This is a genomic window from Bacillus sp. FSL M8-0256 (genome assembly GCF_038005765.1).
In the GTDB taxonomy this organism is placed as follows: Bacteria; Bacillota; Bacilli; order Bacillales; family Bacillaceae; genus Bacillus; species Bacillus safensis.
Genome location: NZ_JBBOTU010000001.1, coordinates 526,401 through 545,376 on the forward strand (window position 1 = coordinate 526,401; position 18,976 = coordinate 545,376).

At 41.6% G+C, this 18,976-nt stretch carries 16 protein-coding genes and 1 riboswitch; of the genes, 11 read left to right on the plus strand and 5 right to left on the minus strand.

Going from position 1 to position 18,976, the window contains the following annotated elements; all coding sequences use genetic code 11:
• Positions 1 to 119: 119 nt before the first annotated feature.
• The 3 genes from NSQ76_RS02590 to NSQ76_RS02600 are packed head-to-tail and all read right to left on the minus strand — an operon-like array spanning position 120 to position 710.
• Complete coding sequence (locus NSQ76_RS02590) at positions 120 to 299, minus strand: hypothetical protein (RefSeq protein ID WP_024427341.1); 180 nt, start codon at positions 297 to 299, stop codon at positions 120 to 122.
• A complete protein-coding gene (locus NSQ76_RS02595) occupies positions 296 to 478 on the minus strand; it encodes a hypothetical protein (protein ID WP_024427342.1) in 183 nt (60 codons plus the stop codon). The genes NSQ76_RS02590 and NSQ76_RS02595 overlap by 4 nt, the downstream gene beginning before the upstream one ends.
• A gap of 13 nt (positions 479 to 491) precedes the next feature.
• Complete coding sequence (locus NSQ76_RS02600) at positions 492 to 710, minus strand: hypothetical protein (protein ID WP_034283837.1); 219 nt, start codon at positions 708 to 710, stop codon at positions 492 to 494.
• A 158-nt stretch (positions 711 to 868) separates the two neighbouring features.
• Between NSQ76_RS02600 and NSQ76_RS02605 the strand changes: the two genes are divergently transcribed.
• Positions 869 to 3,121, plus strand: coding sequence for a hypothetical protein (locus tag NSQ76_RS02605; RefSeq protein ID WP_341052230.1), 2,253 nt, complete (start codon positions 869 to 871; stop codon positions 3,119 to 3,121).
• A gap of 75 nt (positions 3,122 to 3,196) precedes the next feature.
• Here the strand turns inward: NSQ76_RS02605 and NSQ76_RS02610 are convergent, their stop codons facing one another.
• Both NSQ76_RS02610 and NSQ76_RS02615 read right to left on the minus strand, forming a co-directional pair.
• On the minus strand, positions 3,197 to 3,493 hold the full coding sequence (locus tag NSQ76_RS02610) for a DUF3817 domain-containing protein (protein ID WP_008347156.1): 297 nt from the start codon (positions 3,491 to 3,493) through the stop codon (positions 3,197 to 3,199).
• 129 nt (positions 3,494 to 3,622) lie between these two features.
• Positions 3,623 to 4,297: a GntR family transcriptional regulator gene (locus NSQ76_RS02615; protein WP_034622987.1), complete on the minus strand. Its 675-nt coding sequence runs from the start codon at positions 4,295 to 4,297 to the stop codon at positions 3,623 to 3,625.
• Positions 4,298 to 4,450: 153 nt separating this feature from the next.
• Here NSQ76_RS02615 and NSQ76_RS02620 point away from each other — a divergent pair, with 153 nt between their 5' ends.
• From NSQ76_RS02620 to NSQ76_RS02665, 10 genes are all read left to right on the plus strand, one after another.
• The gene (locus tag NSQ76_RS02620; RefSeq protein ID WP_056765201.1) at positions 4,451 to 5,278 is read left to right on the plus strand and encodes an AraC family ligand binding domain-containing protein; all 828 of its coding nucleotides are present in this window, start codon (positions 4,451 to 4,453) and stop codon (positions 5,276 to 5,278) included.
• A complete protein-coding gene (locus tag NSQ76_RS02625; RefSeq protein WP_024425568.1) occupies positions 5,268 to 6,200 on the plus strand; it encodes a DMT family transporter in 933 nt (310 codons plus the stop codon). Before NSQ76_RS02620 ends, NSQ76_RS02625 begins: the two co-directional genes overlap by 11 nt.
• 98 nt (positions 6,201 to 6,298) lie before the next feature.
• The gene (locus tag NSQ76_RS02630) at positions 6,299 to 7,354 is read left to right on the plus strand and encodes a tartrate dehydrogenase (protein ID WP_034622893.1); all 1,056 of its coding nucleotides are present in this window, start codon (positions 6,299 to 6,301) and stop codon (positions 7,352 to 7,354) included.
• A 72-nt stretch (positions 7,355 to 7,426) separates the two neighbouring features.
• Complete coding sequence (locus NSQ76_RS02635; protein WP_034622892.1) at positions 7,427 to 9,613, plus strand: DNA topoisomerase III; 2,187 nt, start codon at positions 7,427 to 7,429, stop codon at positions 9,611 to 9,613.
• A 197-nt stretch (positions 9,614 to 9,810) separates the two neighbouring features.
• Complete coding sequence (locus tag NSQ76_RS02640) at positions 9,811 to 10,893, plus strand: glycosyl hydrolase family 8 (protein ID WP_034622889.1); 1,083 nt, start codon at positions 9,811 to 9,813, stop codon at positions 10,891 to 10,893.
• On the plus strand, positions 10,874 to 11,725 hold the full coding sequence (locus tag NSQ76_RS02645; protein ID WP_034622886.1) for a GGDEF domain-containing protein: 852 nt from the start codon (positions 10,874 to 10,876) through the stop codon (positions 11,723 to 11,725). Before NSQ76_RS02640 ends, NSQ76_RS02645 begins: the two co-directional genes overlap by 20 nt.
• The gene (locus tag NSQ76_RS02650) at positions 11,715 to 13,427 is read left to right on the plus strand and encodes a DUF2334 domain-containing protein (RefSeq protein ID WP_034622885.1); all 1,713 of its coding nucleotides are present in this window, start codon (positions 11,715 to 11,717) and stop codon (positions 13,425 to 13,427) included. Before NSQ76_RS02645 ends, NSQ76_RS02650 begins: the two co-directional genes overlap by 11 nt.
• Before the next feature lie 37 nt (positions 13,428 to 13,464).
• The gene (locus tag NSQ76_RS02655) at positions 13,465 to 14,688 is read left to right on the plus strand and encodes a glycosyltransferase family 2 protein (RefSeq protein WP_175579069.1); all 1,224 of its coding nucleotides are present in this window, start codon (positions 13,465 to 13,467) and stop codon (positions 14,686 to 14,688) included.
• A 4-nt stretch (positions 14,689 to 14,692) separates the two neighbouring features.
• Positions 14,693 to 16,774 carry a cellulose biosynthesis cyclic di-GMP-binding regulatory protein BcsB gene (locus NSQ76_RS02660; protein WP_341052247.1) on the plus strand — a complete coding sequence of 694 codons (2,082 nt, stop codon included), beginning with the start codon at positions 14,693 to 14,695 and terminating at the stop codon, positions 16,772 to 16,774.
• Positions 16,775 to 16,843: 69 nt separating this feature from the next.
• Positions 16,844 to 16,988, plus strand: a riboswitch (cyclic di-AMP (ydaO/yuaA leader).
• A gap of 113 nt (positions 16,989 to 17,101) precedes the next feature.
• Positions 17,102 to 18,928, plus strand: coding sequence for an APC family permease (locus NSQ76_RS02665; RefSeq protein WP_025093601.1), 1,827 nt, complete (start codon positions 17,102 to 17,104; stop codon positions 18,926 to 18,928).
• Positions 18,929 to 18,976 lie beyond the last annotated feature (48 nt).

The window sequence follows — 18,976 nt, forward strand, 5'->3', positions numbered from 1 at the left end:
GGTTCACTCGGAACACATATGACACACTGATATGATCGAATCTTAACTCATACACTCCGTAACGGAGATTAAACATTGATTATTTATTTGCATGAAAAGAGTAAGGAACAGGCTGCCATCTATTTGGCAGCCTTTTTCATTAGGTCAAACAATAGAACCCCGAAACCAATGAGCACAAGAAAAGGAAAAACAAAGGTCGCAACCATTCGCATAGCGTCCGCTCCAAAAGGGTTCGATACTAACAGCAGGCCGATAAATGCACAGATCATCAGAGTGAATAAAGCGGGCTTCATGATCATTTACTTTGTCCTTTCTTCTGATACTGCCAAATTCGCTCAATAAAAAAGAACATCACCGCAAACAAAATAGAAAACATGAACATATCCAGCAGTGTCACCCCTCTATTTGGGTGCACAAGACCAAACCAAACGAATTGCAGAACAAAAGAGATCGCAAAATATAGAATCGATTTTTTCATCATTGTCCTCTTTTCACTTATTTTTTTGTCCCTTAAGCCACATCAGCCAAATGATAAAGGAACCAATCACACATGAGAGCAAAGTGACAGGCGGCAAGGTGTGCCAGCTAGTCAGCCCCTTTACAAAACACATATAAAAAAAGAAAATGGAAATGGATACGAGTACCCATTGCTTGAACCAGCGAGGGACACGCAGCCAAGCTGCTAGAATGATTGATGATAGCTTATCCAATGAGATAACTCCTTTTTTGAATCTGATTGGATTTTATCGTAAACAACAAAGTTTGTAAAATATGGATTTTAGAGGCTTTGATGGTATTCTTCTAGCATGAAACATTTTCGCTGTACTGACGTATAAGTGAAAGGAACCTCAAGAAAGGAAGCGATCAAGTGAAAAGAGTACCAGTCATCTTCCTCAGATATATTGTCTTCTTTATTCCAGCAATCATTCTTAGTTTCTTGGTGTGGAACCATTACCAAGATGATTTGTCAGCAGGGAAAGCGACGCAATATGACGTCAGACGAATATTTACATTTGATGAAGGGAAACGAGTGGTGAGTGCTGTATCAAAAGACCAGCAGCTCCATTTTGTAATGTATGATCCTCAATCAGGAAAAATAATCAGTGAATGGACCACGGAAAGCGATACGTTTAATGAAATGCTGCCATCCATTCAAGGTAACAATCTCTTACTTGCTTTAAAAAATAAAGAGGGGAAGCTTTTGATCGAGAAACTAACGCCTAGCGGAGAAAAGAAAGAGCTCATTAAACAAAACTTGCAGATACCCTCGTTTTTAAAAACGAATACATATCAATGGAATGGACGGCTTGTGTTTACAGGAGAAATGGAAGGTGCCGCTACCGTCCTAGGTGAGCTAAAGAATGGTCAGTTTTTTCATGTGCACAATCTCAACAAACTGAACCTGCCAGCAAGACCCGTTTCCATCGATGCCGTCATGAACTCCTTTAGAGGCCAGACGCCTATACCTATATTTGAATTGACTTTAAAAAATGACCAGAAAGCATATGTCAGCGGAGTCTCAAACGATAAGCATCAGCTTGGGGTCTATGTCTCCAAAAACGCTGAACCGTTTAGCCTCATTAAAGATAAAGTGGAGAAGCAGCTAGCAAAAACAATCGGAACATCCCAAAACTTTGCCGTCGCTGTCGAATCTAACTATCCAAAAAGACCAAGGAAAGTGAATGCAGATGGAGGGCTTGGTGAAGTCGTCCCAACACCAAAACCGATTTATCAAACCTTTATCTACCAGCTTAATGAAGAAGAAGTTCTTCTTGCAGGCTCTACAGCAAAGGATGAAGCAAAAGGCAAGCTGACTGGTTATATTTACAACCACCGCACGAATAAGACGACGTCTGTCAGCAAGCTTTTTCAGTCGTTTTCATATGAAAATTTAAACAGAGAAGGACTATTTTTCCATAAAAATGTGAAAAGTGATTGGATCTATTATTCATTCGAAAATCAATTAACGGGTGCATTTGAGACGAAAAGCAAACAGCTAAAGGAATTTCCTTTGCAAAAAGTCATCTCAATCGAAAACGCAAGCCCTGCTCACCAAACATCATTTGACACCTTTATGCAATATGTCATGAAAGGCGGACCGCTCATTCTCAACTGGGCAATATGGCTGTTTATTCCATTGCTGTTATTTGTACTAGCCATCTTCCTGCCGCCGATTTTGAGATTGGTGAGAAACAACAAAATCAAAGACAGTGTCACATTAGAAGCCAATATTGTGTCTGTTAAAGAAACGGGCACCTACATCAACGAACAGCCGATTATCAAAATGCAGCTGCAATTTCAATATGATGGGCAAAATATCGAGAAGACGATTAAAACGGTTGTATCCTATACCCAGATACCACAGCCGGGTCAGCGTATCGCCATTCTCTATAATCCGCAGAAGAAAAAGGCGATGCTCTTAAAAGAAGGTGACTTCTCGCAGCCAAGTCAGCCAAAGTTCATCAAAGGCGCTGTTTTAAGAAATATAGAATCATATGGAACCGTAGGACGAGGCACGGTCTTATCGCTTACATTTGAAGCAGATCAGAAAAGGTATACCATTCCGATGATTCAAGCCGCTGGTTTTGAATTTACAACAGGAGAAAAAGCCGATCTTGTCGACATCAACGGCCAGCTCAAAATGGCAGCCTATGGCCATGAAGTGCGGAATCGATCGGGGAAAGATGTGACGTTAACAGGAACGATCCAGCGTGTGAAGCAATATCCAATTGCCATCCATGAACAAAAGCCTATTCAGCTTGATGTGACGGTTTCAAACGGAGATGAGTCTATCACAAAAACGGTCAGCCAGTTTATCCCTGATCATATGCAGGTCGCAGCGGGCACTCAAATCACGATCCAGACAAAGAAAGAAGAGCTGGATAGAGAAATGGGTCTCATGCAAGAGAAACAAGGAAGTGCAAAAGTGACCAATGTTGAATTTGCGGGCGTCATCGGCAATCTGCCGTTAGCGATCATTCAGGTTGAGAGAAATGGCATGATGTATGAAGTGAAACAGCCAATTGATCCAATCACCAGCGTCTTGCCTGGTGATGAATTATGGGTGGCGTATCACGACATGACGCGTCGAGCAGCCATTGTGAAATATGCATCAATATAAAAAAGCGTTCCTTTATCAGGACGCTTCAGCGTGAAGACTAAGGGCTAAAACGAATGTCGTTTTAGCCCTTTTTGATTAAGCTTTTGTATCATATTGGCGGAGCACCTTATCGTAGGCGAAGTTACCGAAAGGAATGAAAGCCGCAAAAAAACCAGCGATGGACCATTTCAAATGCCAGCGAACTTTAAAAGTCACATATGCCAAAATGAGCATATAGATGACAAACAATGCGCCGTGAAGAGAGCCTACAATGGTGACTGCCATCGGAATATCCGCAAAATATTTTAGAGGCATGGCAATTAAAAGAAGGGTTAAAAGAGACATACCCTCAATAAAACCCGCCTGTCGAAGACGGCTAATACTTGTATGCATATACAAATCCTCCTGTATAAAAGCTAGTTTCTCATCTTCTAATATAAACGAAAGATCGTCTGGACATGCTGAAATCTACGAAAAATTCAAAATATGTTCATGGAATGCTTAAAAAATGGGAAAAGTCCTTTACTCTTTGTTTGTTTTAGAGAGTACTTGTTTTAAGTGCATGACATCATGTAATAAATGCTCCCTCATTGCTTGAACCGCTTCTGTGGAGCGGCGCTCTTTTATTTCAGAATAGATGGCTGTATGCTCCCTTTGAATGGTTTCAGCACGGGCCCCGCCGCTAAAATGGAAGATGCGGCAATAGTGAATGAGTGCATTCACGTGATTCAATTGTTTGGATAAACGGTCATTGTGACTCGCTAAAATGATTTTTTGGTGAAAGGCTTCATGTAACTGGACGATCTCTTTAGATGGCAGCTGCTCCTTGATCGCTTCGCCCGCCTGCGTGTGAACCTGCTCAATTTCATCCATTTCTCTTTGTGAGGCTTCCTTACAGGCAAGCTCAACAGCAAGGGTTTCTAATGCCGCCCGAATTTGATAAAGCTCCTCAACATCTTTTTCTGTTAACGTATAGACGGAATAGCCTGAGCGATGATCCGCGATTAAAAGCTCGTCTTTCTCTAACAGCCTCATGGCCTCTCTTACCGGTGATCGGCTTACGCCAAATTGCTTGGCAAGCTGTGTTTCATTGATGCGCTCCCCTGGCTGAAACTGGCCATCAAAAATCATTTGCTTCAGCTGTTCATAAAATTGCATATGATACGGTGCTGGTTTTTCCAACTCGAATGAATTCATTCCATCGTTCCCTCTTTTATACATCATCTTTTGTCTCATGTTATCCAAGTTCTTCCCTCTAGGCAAGCCTGCATCGAAAAGTCAATATCGTACAATCCAAGAGAAAAAGGGTGTGCTACACTTATGATCAGTTCAGTGAAAAGAGGGATCGACATGAACACACAAGAGGAACGAACTGTACATTTTGATCAAAACTTGCAAATAGAAGCGTATCGCTTTCATGGCATCATGCAAAAGTTCCCGAATCATTTTCATACATATTATGTGATTGGATTTATTGAAGATGGTCAAAGACGTTTGATCTGCCAAAATCAAGAATACATCATTGAAAAGGGTGATATCCTTCTTTTCAATCCGTATGATAATCACGCATGTGAACAAATTGATCACAGGACACTCGATTATCGCTGCTTAAATATTGAAGCAGAGGTGCTAGAGAAGGTCTTTCAGCACAAACCGCATTTTAAAGCCCCTGTGTTTTCACAAAGTGAACTAACAAAGCCATTATATGATCTACATCAAATGATCACAGAAGAAGCTCCTGCTTTGAATAAACAGGAAACCTTCTATTTCTTTATGAAACAATTGATTGAAGCCTATGCTGATACATCAGAGGAAAAAGCATCACCCGCACGTGCCAACGAACAAAAAGTCCAAGACGTACAGCAATATATCGAAACACATCTCACGGAAAATATCTCGTTAGATGACTTAGGTGAGCTTGTGTCCATGAACAAATATTCATTGCTGCGTGCTTTTACAAAGTTCAGAGGCATCACGCCGTATCGTTATTTACAGACAGTCAGGGTGAACTATGCGAAGGAGCTTCTTGCCCAAGGAGTAAAGCCTGTAGATGCGGCTGCCTCTGCTGGATTTTCTGATCAAAGTCATTTGAGTCATTTCTTTTCAGAATTTATTGGGCTTACGCCAGGGCAGTATCAGCAAATTTTTGCAAAGCAGGTAACTGCTGATGAAAAATAAACAGCTGCTTGGTCATTTGGCGGCCATGTTCACCATTTTTTTATGGGGATCTACCTTTATCTCTACCAAAATATTATTAACGGCTTTTTCTCCAACAGAGATTTTATTTTTCCGTTTTTTTATAGGGTACTTGGCTCTGATGATCATCTATCCAGTCACCATGAAGGTGCGAAGTAAAAAGCATGAAGGGATGTTTGCGCTGGCAGGTTTATGCGGTGTGGTCTTATATTACTTTTTAGAAAATGTCGCACTTACTTATACATTCGCTTCGAATGCAGGTGTCATCAGCTCCGTTGTCCCCTTCTTCTCCTTTTTATTGGCTTATTTTTTATTAAAAGATGAGCCGCTGCACAGCCGGTTTTTCATAGGCTTTTTCATCGCAATGACGGGAATCGTGCTGATCAGCATGAATGGAATGACCACGTTTCAATTGAATCCACTCGGTGATGCGTTAGCTTTAACGGCCACCATCGTCTGGGCATTCTATTCCATTTTATCGAAGATGATCAACCAATATGGCTACCATATCATTCAGGTAACAAGGCGTGTCTTCTTTTACGGACTGCTATGGATGATTCCACTGATCTGGCATTTTAAAATTCGTTTAGACTGGGAACGATTGACGAATCCATCGTTTGCCTTCCACTTGCTGTTTTTAGGCCTTTTCGCATCTGCCATTTGTTTTCTGACATGGAGCTTTTCTGTGAAAACGCTCGGTGTGGTGAAATCGAGTGTGTATATTTATGGAGTGCCCATTATTACGATGGTCATTTCAATGATCGTTCTTCACGAGAGATTGACCCTCATGTCTGCGCTTGGAACGGCACTGACCTTAGGAGGTTTGCTGCTTTCAGATAAAAAAAGTACAGGAAGAAAGAAACAGAAGCCCCATGTGCTGATGCAGGATAAAAAGGCGCTTTGATCAAAAAAGCGTCTTTTGTCCATTGTAAGAACAGACACTCTCTAGTAAACTCGAATTAAATGGTCGACGGTCGACCGATGACGAAGGGGGAAAAATCAATGAAGCATGTTTCAATTGCAGCAATACCAGGAGACGGGGTTGGAAAGGAAGTTGTACCTGAAGCCATCCGAGTTTTGAAAGCGATATCAGATGTGCATGGCGGTCTGTCTTTCACCTTTCAGGATTTTCCGTGGAGCTGTGAATATTATTTAGAGCATGGCGAAATGATGCCAAAGGATGGATTGGAACAACTGAAAGCCTTTGACAGCATTTTCTTAGGGGCAGTCGGAGATGCCAATTTAGTGCCGGATCATGTATCGCTTTGGGGATTGCTGATTAAAATTAGACGTGAATTTGAGCAGGTGATTAACGTTAGACCTGCAAAACAGCTGAGCGGTATTCGCTCCCCGCTTGCTCAGCCAAAGGATTTCGATCTTCTTGTTGTAAGAGAAAACGGTGAAGGTGAATATAGTGAAATCGGAGGCCGCATCTATCAAGGGGAAGATCAGCTTGCCATTCAAAATGCTGTTTTCTCCAGAAAAGGGACAGAGCGAGCCATGCGCTTTGCTTTTCAATTAGCAGAAAAAAGACGAAAGCATGTGACAAGTGCAACCAAATCGAATGGAATCGTTCATACAATGCCATTTTGGGATGAAGTGTTTCAAGACGTATCCAAGGATTATCCAGAGGTGACAGCAGACTCGCAGCACATTGATGCGCTCTCAGCCTTCTTTGTGACAAGACCAGAGAAATTCGATGTGATTGTTGCCAGCAATTTATTTGGCGATATTTTAACTGATCTTGGGGCTGCGATTATGGGAAGTATTGGCGTGGCGCCTGCCGCCAACATCAATGTGAATGGCAAATATCCATCCATGTTTGAGCCTGTACACGGATCTGCCCCAGACATTGCAGGAAAAGGAATCGCCAACCCAATCGGTCAAATTTGGACCGCTAAACTCATGCTTGATCATTTCGGTGAGGAAGAACTGGGTACACACCTGCTTGAAATCATCGAGTCAGTCACAGCAGACGGCTTTTTAACGGCAGACATCGGCGGGGCTTATCAAACACAAGAAATCACAAACGAAATCATCCAGCGCTTGAAGAAATAATCCGTCATTAGAACCACATCTCCACGTCTGCTATAATAAAAGGATGGATAGAAGAAAGAGATGTGAAATCTAGTGTCAAAAACAGTTGTATTAGCAGAGAAACCTTCAGTAGGACGTGACTTAGCACGTGTGCTGAAGTGTCATAAAAAAGGAAATGGTTTTTTAGAAGGAGATCAATACATTGTAACGTGGGCCCTTGGCCATTTGGTCACACTGGCTGATCCAGAAGGCTACGGAAAAGAATTTCAATCCTGGCGTTTAGAGGATTTGCCGATCATTCCAGAGCCGCTAAAGCTTGTCGTCATGAAAAAGACAGGTAAACAATTTCAAGCAGTAAAAGCACAGCTTGCAAGAAAAGATGTAAAAGACATTGTCATCGCAACAGATGCTGGACGTGAAGGGGAGCTTGTCGCAAGATGGATTCTTGAAAAAGCGCATGTGAAAAAGCCCCTAAAACGACTATGGATCTCATCTGTTACGGACAAAGCCATTCAAGAAGGCTTCAAACGACTAAAAGACGGCAGAGAATATGATAATCTGTATCGCTCAGCGGTTGCACGTGCAGAGGCAGACTGGATTGTAGGGATCAACGCAACAAGGGCGCTGACGACCAAATTCAATGCACAGCTTTCCTGCGGACGGGTACAAACACCAACGATTGCCATGATCGCCAAACGAGAAGAAGACATTCAGCAATTCCAGCCAAAGCCGTTTTATGGAATGACTGCACAAGTAGATGGACTTACCTTGACGTGGCAGGATGCCAAAACAAAGCAAAACCGCACATTCCAAGAGAATGCCATAAAAGAGCGTTTGGCAGGCTGCAAAGGAAAACCAGCAGTGATTGATGCATTGAAAAAAACAGCGAAAAAAGCTTTTGCTCCAGGGCTGTACGACCTCACTGAATTGCAGCGTGATGCGCATAAACGCTACGGCTTCTCAGCGAAAGAAACCTTGTCTACGCTTCAGCGGTTGTATGAGCAGCATAAGCTTGTGACATATCCGCGTACAGATTCACGATTTATTTCAGCGGATATCGTTCCTACATTAAAAGATCGATTAAAAGGAATGAATGTCAGACCGTACGCTCAGCATGTGAACCGCATTTTACAATCAGGTGTGAAAGCGCACAAAGGCTTCGTCAACGATGCAAAAGTGTCAGATCACCATGCGATCATTCCAACCGAGGAAGAGCTGTATCCTGGTGCATTAAGTGATAAAGAGCGTAAATTGTATGATCTTATTGCCAAACGATTCCTTGCTGTACTCATGAATCCTTTTGAATACGAGGAAACAACGGTGATCGCCAAAATAGGCAGTGAAACATTCACAGCAAAAGGAAAAACCGTGCAATCAGCCGGCTGGAAAGCCGTGTATGATGAATCCTATGAAGACGAGGAATCAGCCGAAGCAGATCAGCATCTGCCGGTACTTTCCGAAGGGCAATCACTTGAAGTGCGCCAGCTGAAAGAAACAAAAGGAGAAACGAAACCTCCTGCTCGTTTTAATGAAGCAACCTTGCTATCTGCTATGGAGAACCCAGCGGCATTTATGCAAAATCAGGAAAAGGACTTAGTGAAAACCCTTGGTGAAACAGGCGGACTAGGGACAGTCGCCACAAGAGCCGATATCATTGAAAAACTGTTCAACAGCTTCTTAATCGAGAAAAAGGGCAAAGATATTTTCATCACATCGAAAGGGAAGCAGCTGCTCTCCTTAGTGCCTGAAGACCTAAAGTCTCCAGCATTAACAGCAGAGTGGGAACAAAAGCTTTCTAAAATCGCAAAAGGACAGCTGAAGGCTTCTCAATTCATGAGTGAAATGAAGTCCTATGCAAAACAAGCTGTATCTGAAATCAAACAGACGAACCAAACCTTTAAGCATGACAATGTCACTGGCACCCATTGTCCGGACTGCGGAAAACTTATGCTGAAAGTGAACGGAAAACATGGCACAATGCTCGTGTGCCAAGACCGAGAATGCGGCCACCGTAAAAATGTGGCGAAGAAAACAAACGCACGCTGCCCGAACTGCCATAAAAAGCTCGAGCTGCGCGGAGAAGGCGATGGCAAAATCTTCGCTTGTGTGTGCGGCCATAGAGAAAAACTGTCTGTTTTCGAAAAACGCAAATCACAATCCAATCAAAAGAGAGCCAGTAAGCATGATGTGTCTAAATATATGAAGAAACAAAAGAAAGTGGAAGAACCAATCAATAACGCACTGGCTGAGCAATTAAAGAAATTAAAATTAGATCAATAGTATTATAAAAACCCATGCGGAAACGCATGGGTTTTCCAATGTAATCAAGCATATCGACATATTGTTTTTCTGAAAATGGGAATGTCTATGCGAAAAGACTCGTAATTTGGTATAAAATATTTATTTAAATTTAAACAGAAACAATCTATAATAAATCGTTGGAATGCTAAGAGAACGGGAGTTGAAAGGGGACACGAATGGATACACCCATACATCGCATAGGTATTGTTTTACTCATTGTCATTCTACTAGGCGGATGTACCTGGAAGCAGCAGAAGGAATCAGCTTATCCAGTATCACCACAGCCTGTATTGCCTGGAGAATATTTTATTACTCATCACCTCATGACAGATCAAGGCATGATTCGCACTTCATTTGCAGAGCAGCATATCTACTTATCTGAATCGCTTGGGCTTTGGATGGATTATCTTGTTCGAAAAAAAGACCAAAATTCTTTTGACCAACAATTTGGTGTCCTGCAAGATGAATTTTTACTAGACCATCATCTTCTCAGCTGGCAAATCGAATCTGATCAAAAAAGTAAGGCCAATGCCTTAGTTGATGATTTACGGGTAGTGGCGGCACTTCAAAAGGCAGATCGTTTATGGAAGAATGCAGCGTATCAAACCACAGCAAAAGAAATCGCACAAGCGTTAAAAGACAAAAATATGTATAGAGGCATCTTGTCCGATTATTATGATGCATCAACAAATCGAACTTCACACACAATCACACTCTCATATTTAGACCCAAAAGCAATCAAAGAATTGGAATCCCTCAAAATATTCACGAAACAAATGACGAGTAACCAATTGACCATTCTAAAACAAGCACCGAGAAAAAAAGGATTCTTTCCTAAATCCTATGACATAAAGAAAAAAGTCTATTCGTTTGATCGAGAAATCAATATGATTGATCAACTCTATACGGCTCTACATGCCGATCGTGCAAAGGTGAATACGTCCGCGATCATGAAATGGCTTAAAACGACTTTTAAAAAAGAAGGAAAGCTGTACGGTAGATATAAACTGAGCACATTGCAGCCATCAGTGACGTATGAATCTCCTTCTGTATATGCGCTGGTCATCTTGTATGCTCTTAAACGAAACGAACCGGAATTCGCAAAAGAGGTGTATGACCGCATGAAAGAATTACAAATTCAAGATCCTCTCAAGGATTATTATGGAGGATACATGAACGAAAAAGACACACACTCATTTGACAACTTATTGCCTCTCATTGCAGAAAGGGAGCTTTTTAATGAATCGGTTATTCAGTAATACGTATCGTTTATATTATTCTCTGCTCCTCACGTTTGCAGGTCTTATTTTATTTATGGGCTACCTTGGCGTACTTGATGCAGAGAGCTTTTTGATGATCACACTGACTTTTGTCGTGTTAGGATGCGGGATTTTATTTGGCATCTTACCAGCATTAATTTTTACCTTGCTGATGCTGTTCTTTATAGGAAGTGCTATGTTCTTTACAGAGCTTGGCCACACAAATCCCTTCTTTTCCAATCAAACATTGCAGGATGTGGTGGTTTGGGGCGCAGCTCTTCTCTTTTTCGCGATTTCAGCAGGAAGCTTGCATGAGCGGATCAAGACGATGCGTCACACCATAGAACAACAAAAGCAGGCGATGAAACAATTTGTGGCGATTGACTCGACAACTGGATTTGACAATGCAGATCGGATGAAGCTGGAATTATCCGAGGAAATGAAACGGGCAGAACGCTACAAACAGCCATTCGTTTTTATCCTTCTTCATATCCATTATGCAGCGGAATTCAAATCATTATATGGAGAAAAAGAAATGCAGCACCTATTTCAGCAATTAAGTATCAAGATCCGCGAAAGTGTCAGAGAAACTGATAAGAAATTTCGATTATCCGAAGAACGAATAGGATTGCTGCTTACTCACACACCAGAAGAGAATGTCTCTGTCGTCCTTGAGAAGCTAAAAGATAAATTGCAAAAGCATGTGCTGTTAAACGGTCGTGAAGTCACCCTGACTTTTCATGTCTGTCATTTAACAAGCAGTTCGGATTATCGTACGCCAGAGCAATTTTTAGAAGAACTAGAAAAAGAGATGATGATGAATGAACTTTAATTCTTTGATGAAATGCTGTTTGATGATGGCTCTTTTTTTCATTCTTTCGTTTCAATACATGGCTTCAGCCGACGCGCTTGCCAAGCCAGATACCCTGATCGTTTATTCAACAGAATCGGGAGAAGCGACTCCAGCAGTGCATATGCTGGATCTACTCGCCGGACATTTTTCCAAACAGACGACGATTGTATCTGATGAACGTTTGGCCGAAAAGAGAATCAGTGAATTTCAACAAGTCATCTACCTAGGGGAAATAAAGAGAATCTTACCGAAAAAAACAATTCGTGCGATGAACGAATCACAGAAGGTAATAGCCATTGGGTACAATGCGGACCAGCTTCGCCCATTTTCCAAACTTACTTTTCATAAACAAGAACACACGAGTCAAATCAAATATACAGATGATCCCACTTACCGTCAGCTAGAGAAAAGGATCACTGCGTTAACGGTTCAAGGGGCAGACTTGCAAAGGGAATTTCTATTGAAGAAGCATGAAGCTGATCTTCCATTTGTGATTCAAACAAAGGAAGGTGCGGCCTATATTGGAATCTTAAATGTCGTGCAGCACAGCGAGCTTCTTGCAGAAGTGCTAGAAAAACACCTGCCTTCTTCTGATCAGCTGACCACAAAGTATTTAAAGCTTGGGAACATCAGTCCTGTCACTGACGAAAAGAAGCTGCTTGAGCTTGGACAATATGTATCCACTCGGCATATCCCGTTTCTGATAGCGGTAACCCCTATTTGGGTGGATCGAACAACAGGCGATGAAGTGACACTGAGTGACCGCCCGAAGCTCGTAAAAGTGTTAAAACAATTGCAAAGTAATGGAGCTAGCATTATTCTTCATGGATTTAGCCGTACGTATCGAACAGAGGATTCTGGTCAGGACTTTGAGTTCTGGGATGCAAAGAATGATCAGTCCATTACGTCAAATGACCCAAAAAAAGCCGAGAAAAAGCAAAGTGAAAGCCATTTTCCGAATGAAAAAGACTTCCATGCTTATACGAGATCGAATCAGCAGCAAGAAACCATCTATACAGAAGAAAAACTGACAAAAGGTATTGAGTTTCTTGCGCAGCAAGGTCTCTATCCACTGGCATTCGAGGTGCCGCATGATGCCATATCTCAACAAGGCTATGAAGTGATATCAAGGCATGTGTCCAGTCTGTTTGGACAGGTACAGCTGTCGGACCATACGTGGAAAACAGCCGGTGCTCCGCCACTCGTGACGAAGCCCGCCATGCTTCATGGCATGACCTTATATCCTCAGCAATCAGTAGAGCCAGCGTCTGACCAAGAAGGTTCAAATATTTTAATAGAACAAAAGATTCAATCCATCCAGCATCTTCAATCAGCCGCAATCGGGCTGTCCTATGATGTGGAATCCGGAATAACTGGATTGCAGAATCTGATGACGCTGATGGATGCAATTCCTTCTAGTGAATGGCTGGATTTAAAGAAAACAAAACAAACAGTCCAAACACCACATGTACAAATCAAAACATCAGGGAATGGACATATTCAAGTAGAACAATCCAATAGAGCAGAAACCAAAACAGTTAAACGAAGCGGCATGGAAAATATGCTGCGAATTCTAACAGTCGTGGTAATGCTGTTTATTGCGGCATTTGCTTTTTACACATTGTATTTAAGGCTGACAATGAAAAAACGAATTTTTAAGGAGAGAAAATTAGGTGGCTGATGTCTTATTTTATCTTTCATTAATATTGATTTGGATCATGCTCCTATACCATATGTTTCTCATGCAGGGCGGCTTTCAGCACTACCTGACCTACGAAAAAGTGCTGCCTGAATGGACGAAACAAGGGAAAGAGCTGCCGACCGTCAGCATTCTAATTCCTGCTCATAATGAAGAAGTTGTCATCCGGCAAACGCTAAAAGCAATGGTCCAGCTATCCTATCCTAAACATCTTCTTGAAATCATTGTGATTAATGACAATTCCTCTGATGGCACAGGAGACATCGTGCAGTCATTCAGTGAGCAATATGATCATGTCCATATGATTGAAACGAAGCCGCCATTTGCAGGAAAGGGAAAATCCACTGCACTGAATGAAGGCTTAAAGGCTTCAACAGGAGAAGTCATCTGCGTATACGATGCAGATAACATGCCTGAACAAAAGGCCGTCTATCATTTGGTTCTTGGTTTATTGAATGACCCGAAGGCAGGCGCTGTTGTCGGGAAATTCAGGGTTATCAATGCAGCCAAAAATCTCCTGACCAAATTTATTAATATTGAGACCATCTGCTTCCAATGGATGGCGCAGGGCGGTAGATGGAAGTGGTTTGGTATTGCGACAATACCAGGCACGAACTTCGCCATCCGCCGGCACATTTTAGAAGAGCTTGGCGGCTGGGATGTTCATGCGTTGGCTGAGGACACTGAATTAACGATTCGAGTCTATAACCTTGGCTATGTCATTCGATTTTTCCCGGCTGCGATTACATGGGAACAAGAGCCTGAGACATGGAAGGTCTGGTGGCGGCAAAGAACGCGCTGGGCACGAGGCAATCAATATGTTGTACTCAAATTTTTAAAGCAGTTTATGAAGCTGAAACGAAAACGAATGATTTTCGATTTGTTTTATTTCTTCTTTACGTATTTCTTATTTTTCTTCGGTGTCCTGCTCTCAAATGGCATCTTTATCGTGAACCTATTTGTTGACCTTCACTTATCTGTAGGAGCTGTTGCACTGATCCTGTGGGGATTGGCCTTCTTCCTCTTTCTAACAGAAGTGATGATTACATTAAGCATTGAGAAAACGGAGCTCACCAAACAAAATATACTCATTGTGGCACTCATGTACTTCACTTATTCTCAAGTATGGATTGCGCTAGTCGTGTACTCCTTATGTGTAGAGGCAAAGAGCCGATTATTCAAACAAGAAGTGAAATGGTACAAAACCGAGCGTTACGATCAACAACAAAAGAAAAGCGGGTGACAAATTGAAATCGGTAAAATGGATGATTTTTATATTGATGATATCCCTTGCCATTCAGCCCTTTTTTATGGCGGGTCAAGCAATGGCGCAATCAAACCGAGTACAAGTGAAAGATGACTGGATTCGCTCATCTAAAGGAAGCCAGACAGAAACGCAGCACTTATCAGAAGATGTAGTGACCTTGTATGGACAAGAAGACCGCACTGAATTTTCCTATCAAATAGAAAAAGAAAAAGTAGAGTCTAGCACCTTTACATTGAATATAGAGGCTTCACCATTACTTATTTCGCCATCTTCGTTCACAGTCATGATCGATGGAGAGATTGAAAAGACCATTCTCGTATCAGGGAAAAACCAAAAGAAATCAATTCAAATCAAATTGAGCAAATCGCAATTGAAAAAAGGTTCTCATCAAATTCAGCTCGCATTTTATGGCGTGTTAAAAGAAGGTGTGTGTATCAACCAAGAGACACCTGCCAACTGGCTGAAAGTATATCCTGAAAGTGAGCTGGCTTTCAAAGGAACCCAAAAGAAAGACGTGACGTTAGACAGCTTCCCTTCACCTTTCATTCAAACAGGTGATCAGAAAGAACAAACAGATATTGTGATTCCAAATTCACCGGAAGCAGCTGAATTAGAAGCGGCTATGAAAATATACCGTACGTTGAAAAACAAAGACCGCCAAGCAGACCTCAAAATTGTCCAAGAAAAGGACATCAAGCAAATCGCGCATCCAACCATTGCTGTGGGAGCAAAAGGAAACTGGGATGGACGAGTAAAATCGATCGAGCAAGCTGCGAAAATGAAAACAGCAAGCAATCAGCTCACATTAGCGGTGAGAACCTTGTCAGGAAAGAAAAAAGAACAGCCTATTTTATTTGTCACTGCTAAGCAGCCAAAAACAATTGCTGAAAAAATCAATGTCCTGACTCAACCAGAACTGACTGGTCAGCTCACTGGTAGCGATTTACTGCTTCAAAAGGTTACGGCTAAAGCATCAAAACCATCTCATCAAATTCGTTTAAAAGATTTCGGTGGAGAGGATGTCACAGTTGGAACCAAGAAAACGTCGTCTGAACATTACTATTATCCGAAGGCATTGATCGCTAATCAAAAATCAGGTGCAAAGCTAAATCTATCATTTAAAAAATCTGATATAGCGAACAAAGCGGAACGCTTAACAGTCATGATCAATAACGAACCACACGATGTACCGTTAACAAAACTAGGAAACAAAGATGAGAATGGATTCTATCATGTGTCAATTCCAGTAGATTCACAAGTGCTCCAAAAGAACGAATATATTGATTGGCAATTTGTTACTACAGGCTTTAAAAACATGGAATCCTGCAGACATACGGATGAAGAAGGCTGGATTTACATTGATAAGAACAGCTCTCTTCAAATACCAGAAGGTACGACTAGTGATACACCGGATTTAGCCGCATGGCCGCTTCCTTTCACATCGCAGCAAGGAAAAACATTGATCGTCATTCCAGATCAAATCAAGCAAGAAACGATCAATCAAATGGCGATGCTGACAGAATCATTTAGTCAGCCGGAAGCTGCCCAATATCATTTGATCAAAGCTTCAAATGTGACAAATGATCAATTGAAAGATCACTCTCTCATTTTCATAGGGGGCATTCAAACGTTCTCTCTTTTAAAAGAAAAGGCAGACGATCTCATCGTTCCAGTGAAAAAGGATCAGTATGATGTATCCTCCTTTGGCATGATCAACGAAACGACTGCTCGTATCGTATGGACGCAGCCATCTGTATGGAATAAAGAACAGACAATGACCGTCTTTTCAGGAATGAATGCAGCTGACGCTGATCTTTCACATGAAGTGCTTCGTTTCCTGCAAACAAATACGGAAACGGCAACAGTCGCAATCGAGAGCAAAAACAAAGACATGTTCTCTAATCATCAAACGGTCAGCAGCACAATAAATGATCTCCAAAAAGATGAAAAGCAAGGCATCGATGATTCTTGGATTTACTTTGCATGTATCGCTGCGCTGATTATTTTTGTGGTTGGGCTGATTATTTATTTCGTGCGAAAAAACCGCAAAAAGACTGATTGATAAACGATCAAAAGACCTTGAAAAAATGTCTTTACTTTGGTGTCAAACGGGAGTATGATCTCTTTTATAAAAGACCAATCGCTGAATCATTTCAATGAGCGGGGGAACCATTAGTGGTGCAGGACACCACGTGGGGTGAATCCTTTTTAGGTAGGGCAAAGTCTCATGCGCCCGAATCCGTCAGCTAACCTCGTAAGCGTTAAAGAGAGCAAAGACCAACCTGTGATCTAAACAATAGACGCAGGGGCATTCTATTGCCTCTGTGTCTTTTTGGCGATCCATCTTTTGTAACTTAAATCGTTTTGACACTAAAGGAGCGGGCATCACATGTACAGTTTGATGAAGCGTATTTTAATTGGGAAACCATTAAAATCACAGGCAGCAGGAGAACAAAAACTATCAAAAATCAAAGCGTTGGCATTATTGTCATCAGACGCATTGTCATCCGTTGCATATGGTACAGAACAAATCTTGATTGTTCTTTCAGTCGTTAGTGCAGCAGCATTTTGGTACTCACTCCCGATTGCAGGTTGTGTATTAATTCTTTTAATGGCGTTAATTTTATCTTACCGCCAAATTATTTATGCTTATCCAGAAGGCGGAGGGGCTTATGTCGTCTCTAGCAGAAACTTAGGTGAAAAGCCAGGACTGGTCGCTGGCGGATCATTGCTTGTAGATTATATTCTGACTGTAGCAGTGAGCATATCAGCGGGTACTGATGCCATCACATCGGCTTTTCCGGCACTATATCCATATCATGTGTTGATTTCAATTGTATTGGTCATTTTGATCATGGTGCTTAACCTTCGTGGATTGACTGAATCGGCATCTATTTTGGCTTATCCCGTATACTTGTTTGTCATATCACTCCTTATATTAATTGGAGTCGGCGGCTTTAAATTATTAACAGGAGGTGTGCCTCCAGCACCTGAGCATACAGCGATCGGCACACATGTACCTGGCATTACATTATTTCTTTTATTAAAAGCATTTTCGTCTGGCTGTTCAGCACTGACTGGGGTAGAAGCCATTTCAAATACCATTCCATCCTTTAAAAAACCAGCTGCACAAAATGCAGCGAGAACATTATTGATGATGGGTGGATTACTAGCTGTTTTATTTGTGGGTGTGACATTGCTTGCGTTTGGTTTTGGCATCTCACCAAAGCCAGAAGAAACGGTTGTATCACAAATTGCATCAGATACATTTGGACGTACATTTTTCTATTATGTCATTCAGGCTGTCACAGCTTTAATCTTGATATTAGCGGCAAACACCGGCTTTTCAGCCTTTCCTTTATTGGCGGTCAACTTAGCAAAGGATAAATATATGCCGCGCATGTTTACTGTAAGAGGGGATCGACTCGGTTACTCTAATGGCATTATCTTTTTAGGTGTAGCTTCTATGCTGCTCATTTGGTTGTTTGATGGGAAAACGGAACACCTCATTCCGCTATATGCTGTCGGTGTATTTATTCCATTTACCTTGTCACAGACCGGTATGTGTGTGAAGTGGATTCGTGAAAAACCGCAGGGCTGGAAAACGAAAATGCCTATCAATATAGTCGGAGCACTGATTTCTTTCACGGTTCTCATGATTCTCATTTTGACCAAGTTCCATCTTGTATGGCCAGTATTTGTTTTCATGCCAATTGTGCTATTGATCTTTCATTCCATAAAAAAGCATTATCTGTCTGTCGGAGAACAACTGCGTTTAATGAATGAAACAGAGCCTGTTGAGATTAAAGGAAATGTGGTCATCGTGCCGATAGCAGGAGTAACACGAGTCGTCGAGCAATCTGTTCAATATGCAAAATCCTTATCAGAGCAAGTCATAGCAGTTCATGTATCTTTTGATAAAGAAAAAGATAAGAAAATTGAAGCGGATTGGGAAAAACTGAACAGCGGTGTGCGGCTTGTGATATTGCATTCGTCTTATCGAAGTCTTATTCATCCGCTTGATAAATTTCTTGAAACGGTTGAGGCTAAAGCAAATGCGCATCAATATAAAGTGATGGTGCTTGTACCTCAATTTATCCCGAAAAAAAGATGGCATACGATCTTGCATAACCAATCTGCCTTTTTATTAAGATTCCGTCTATTATGGAAACGGGATATTGTGGTCGCCACCCTTCCATATCATTTTAAAAAGTAGCAGCAAGTTGAAACGTTTGATCAAAAGGGTGCGGTGGTATGGAGTAAG

Excerpts from the sequence above, each read along its gene's own strand:
- NSQ76_RS02590 (WP_024427341.1), bottom strand. The coding sequence starts at position 299 with ATGATCATGAAGCCCGCTTTATTCACTCTGATGATCTGTGCATTTATC.
- NSQ76_RS02595 (WP_024427342.1), bottom strand. The coding sequence starts at position 478 with ATGAAAAAATCGATTCTATATTTTGCGATCTCTTTTGTTCTGCAATTC.
- NSQ76_RS02610 (WP_008347156.1), bottom strand. The coding sequence starts at position 3,493 with ATGCATACAAGTATTAGCCGTCTTCGACAGGCGGGTTTTATTGAGGGT.
- NSQ76_RS02615 (WP_034622987.1), bottom strand. The coding sequence starts at position 4,297 with ATGAATTCATTCGAGTTGGAAAAACCAGCACCGTATCATATGCAATTT.
- NSQ76_RS02620 (WP_056765201.1), top strand. The coding sequence starts at position 4,451 with ATGAACACACAAGAGGAACGAACTGTACATTTTGATCAAAACTTGCAA.
- NSQ76_RS02625 (WP_024425568.1), top strand. The coding sequence starts at position 5,268 with ATGAAAAATAAACAGCTGCTTGGTCATTTGGCGGCCATGTTCACCATT.
- NSQ76_RS02630 (WP_034622893.1), top strand. The coding sequence starts at position 6,299 with ATGAAGCATGTTTCAATTGCAGCAATACCAGGAGACGGGGTTGGAAAG.
- NSQ76_RS02640 (WP_034622889.1), top strand. The coding sequence starts at position 9,811 with ATGGATACACCCATACATCGCATAGGTATTGTTTTACTCATTGTCATT.
- NSQ76_RS02645 (WP_034622886.1), top strand. The coding sequence starts at position 10,874 with ATGAATCGGTTATTCAGTAATACGTATCGTTTATATTATTCTCTGCTC.
- NSQ76_RS02650 (WP_034622885.1), top strand. The coding sequence starts at position 11,715 with ATGAACTTTAATTCTTTGATGAAATGCTGTTTGATGATGGCTCTTTTT.
- NSQ76_RS02655 (WP_175579069.1), top strand. The coding sequence starts at position 13,465 with ATGCTCCTATACCATATGTTTCTCATGCAGGGCGGCTTTCAGCACTAC.
- NSQ76_RS02665 (WP_025093601.1), top strand. The coding sequence starts at position 17,102 with ATGTACAGTTTGATGAAGCGTATTTTAATTGGGAAACCATTAAAATCA.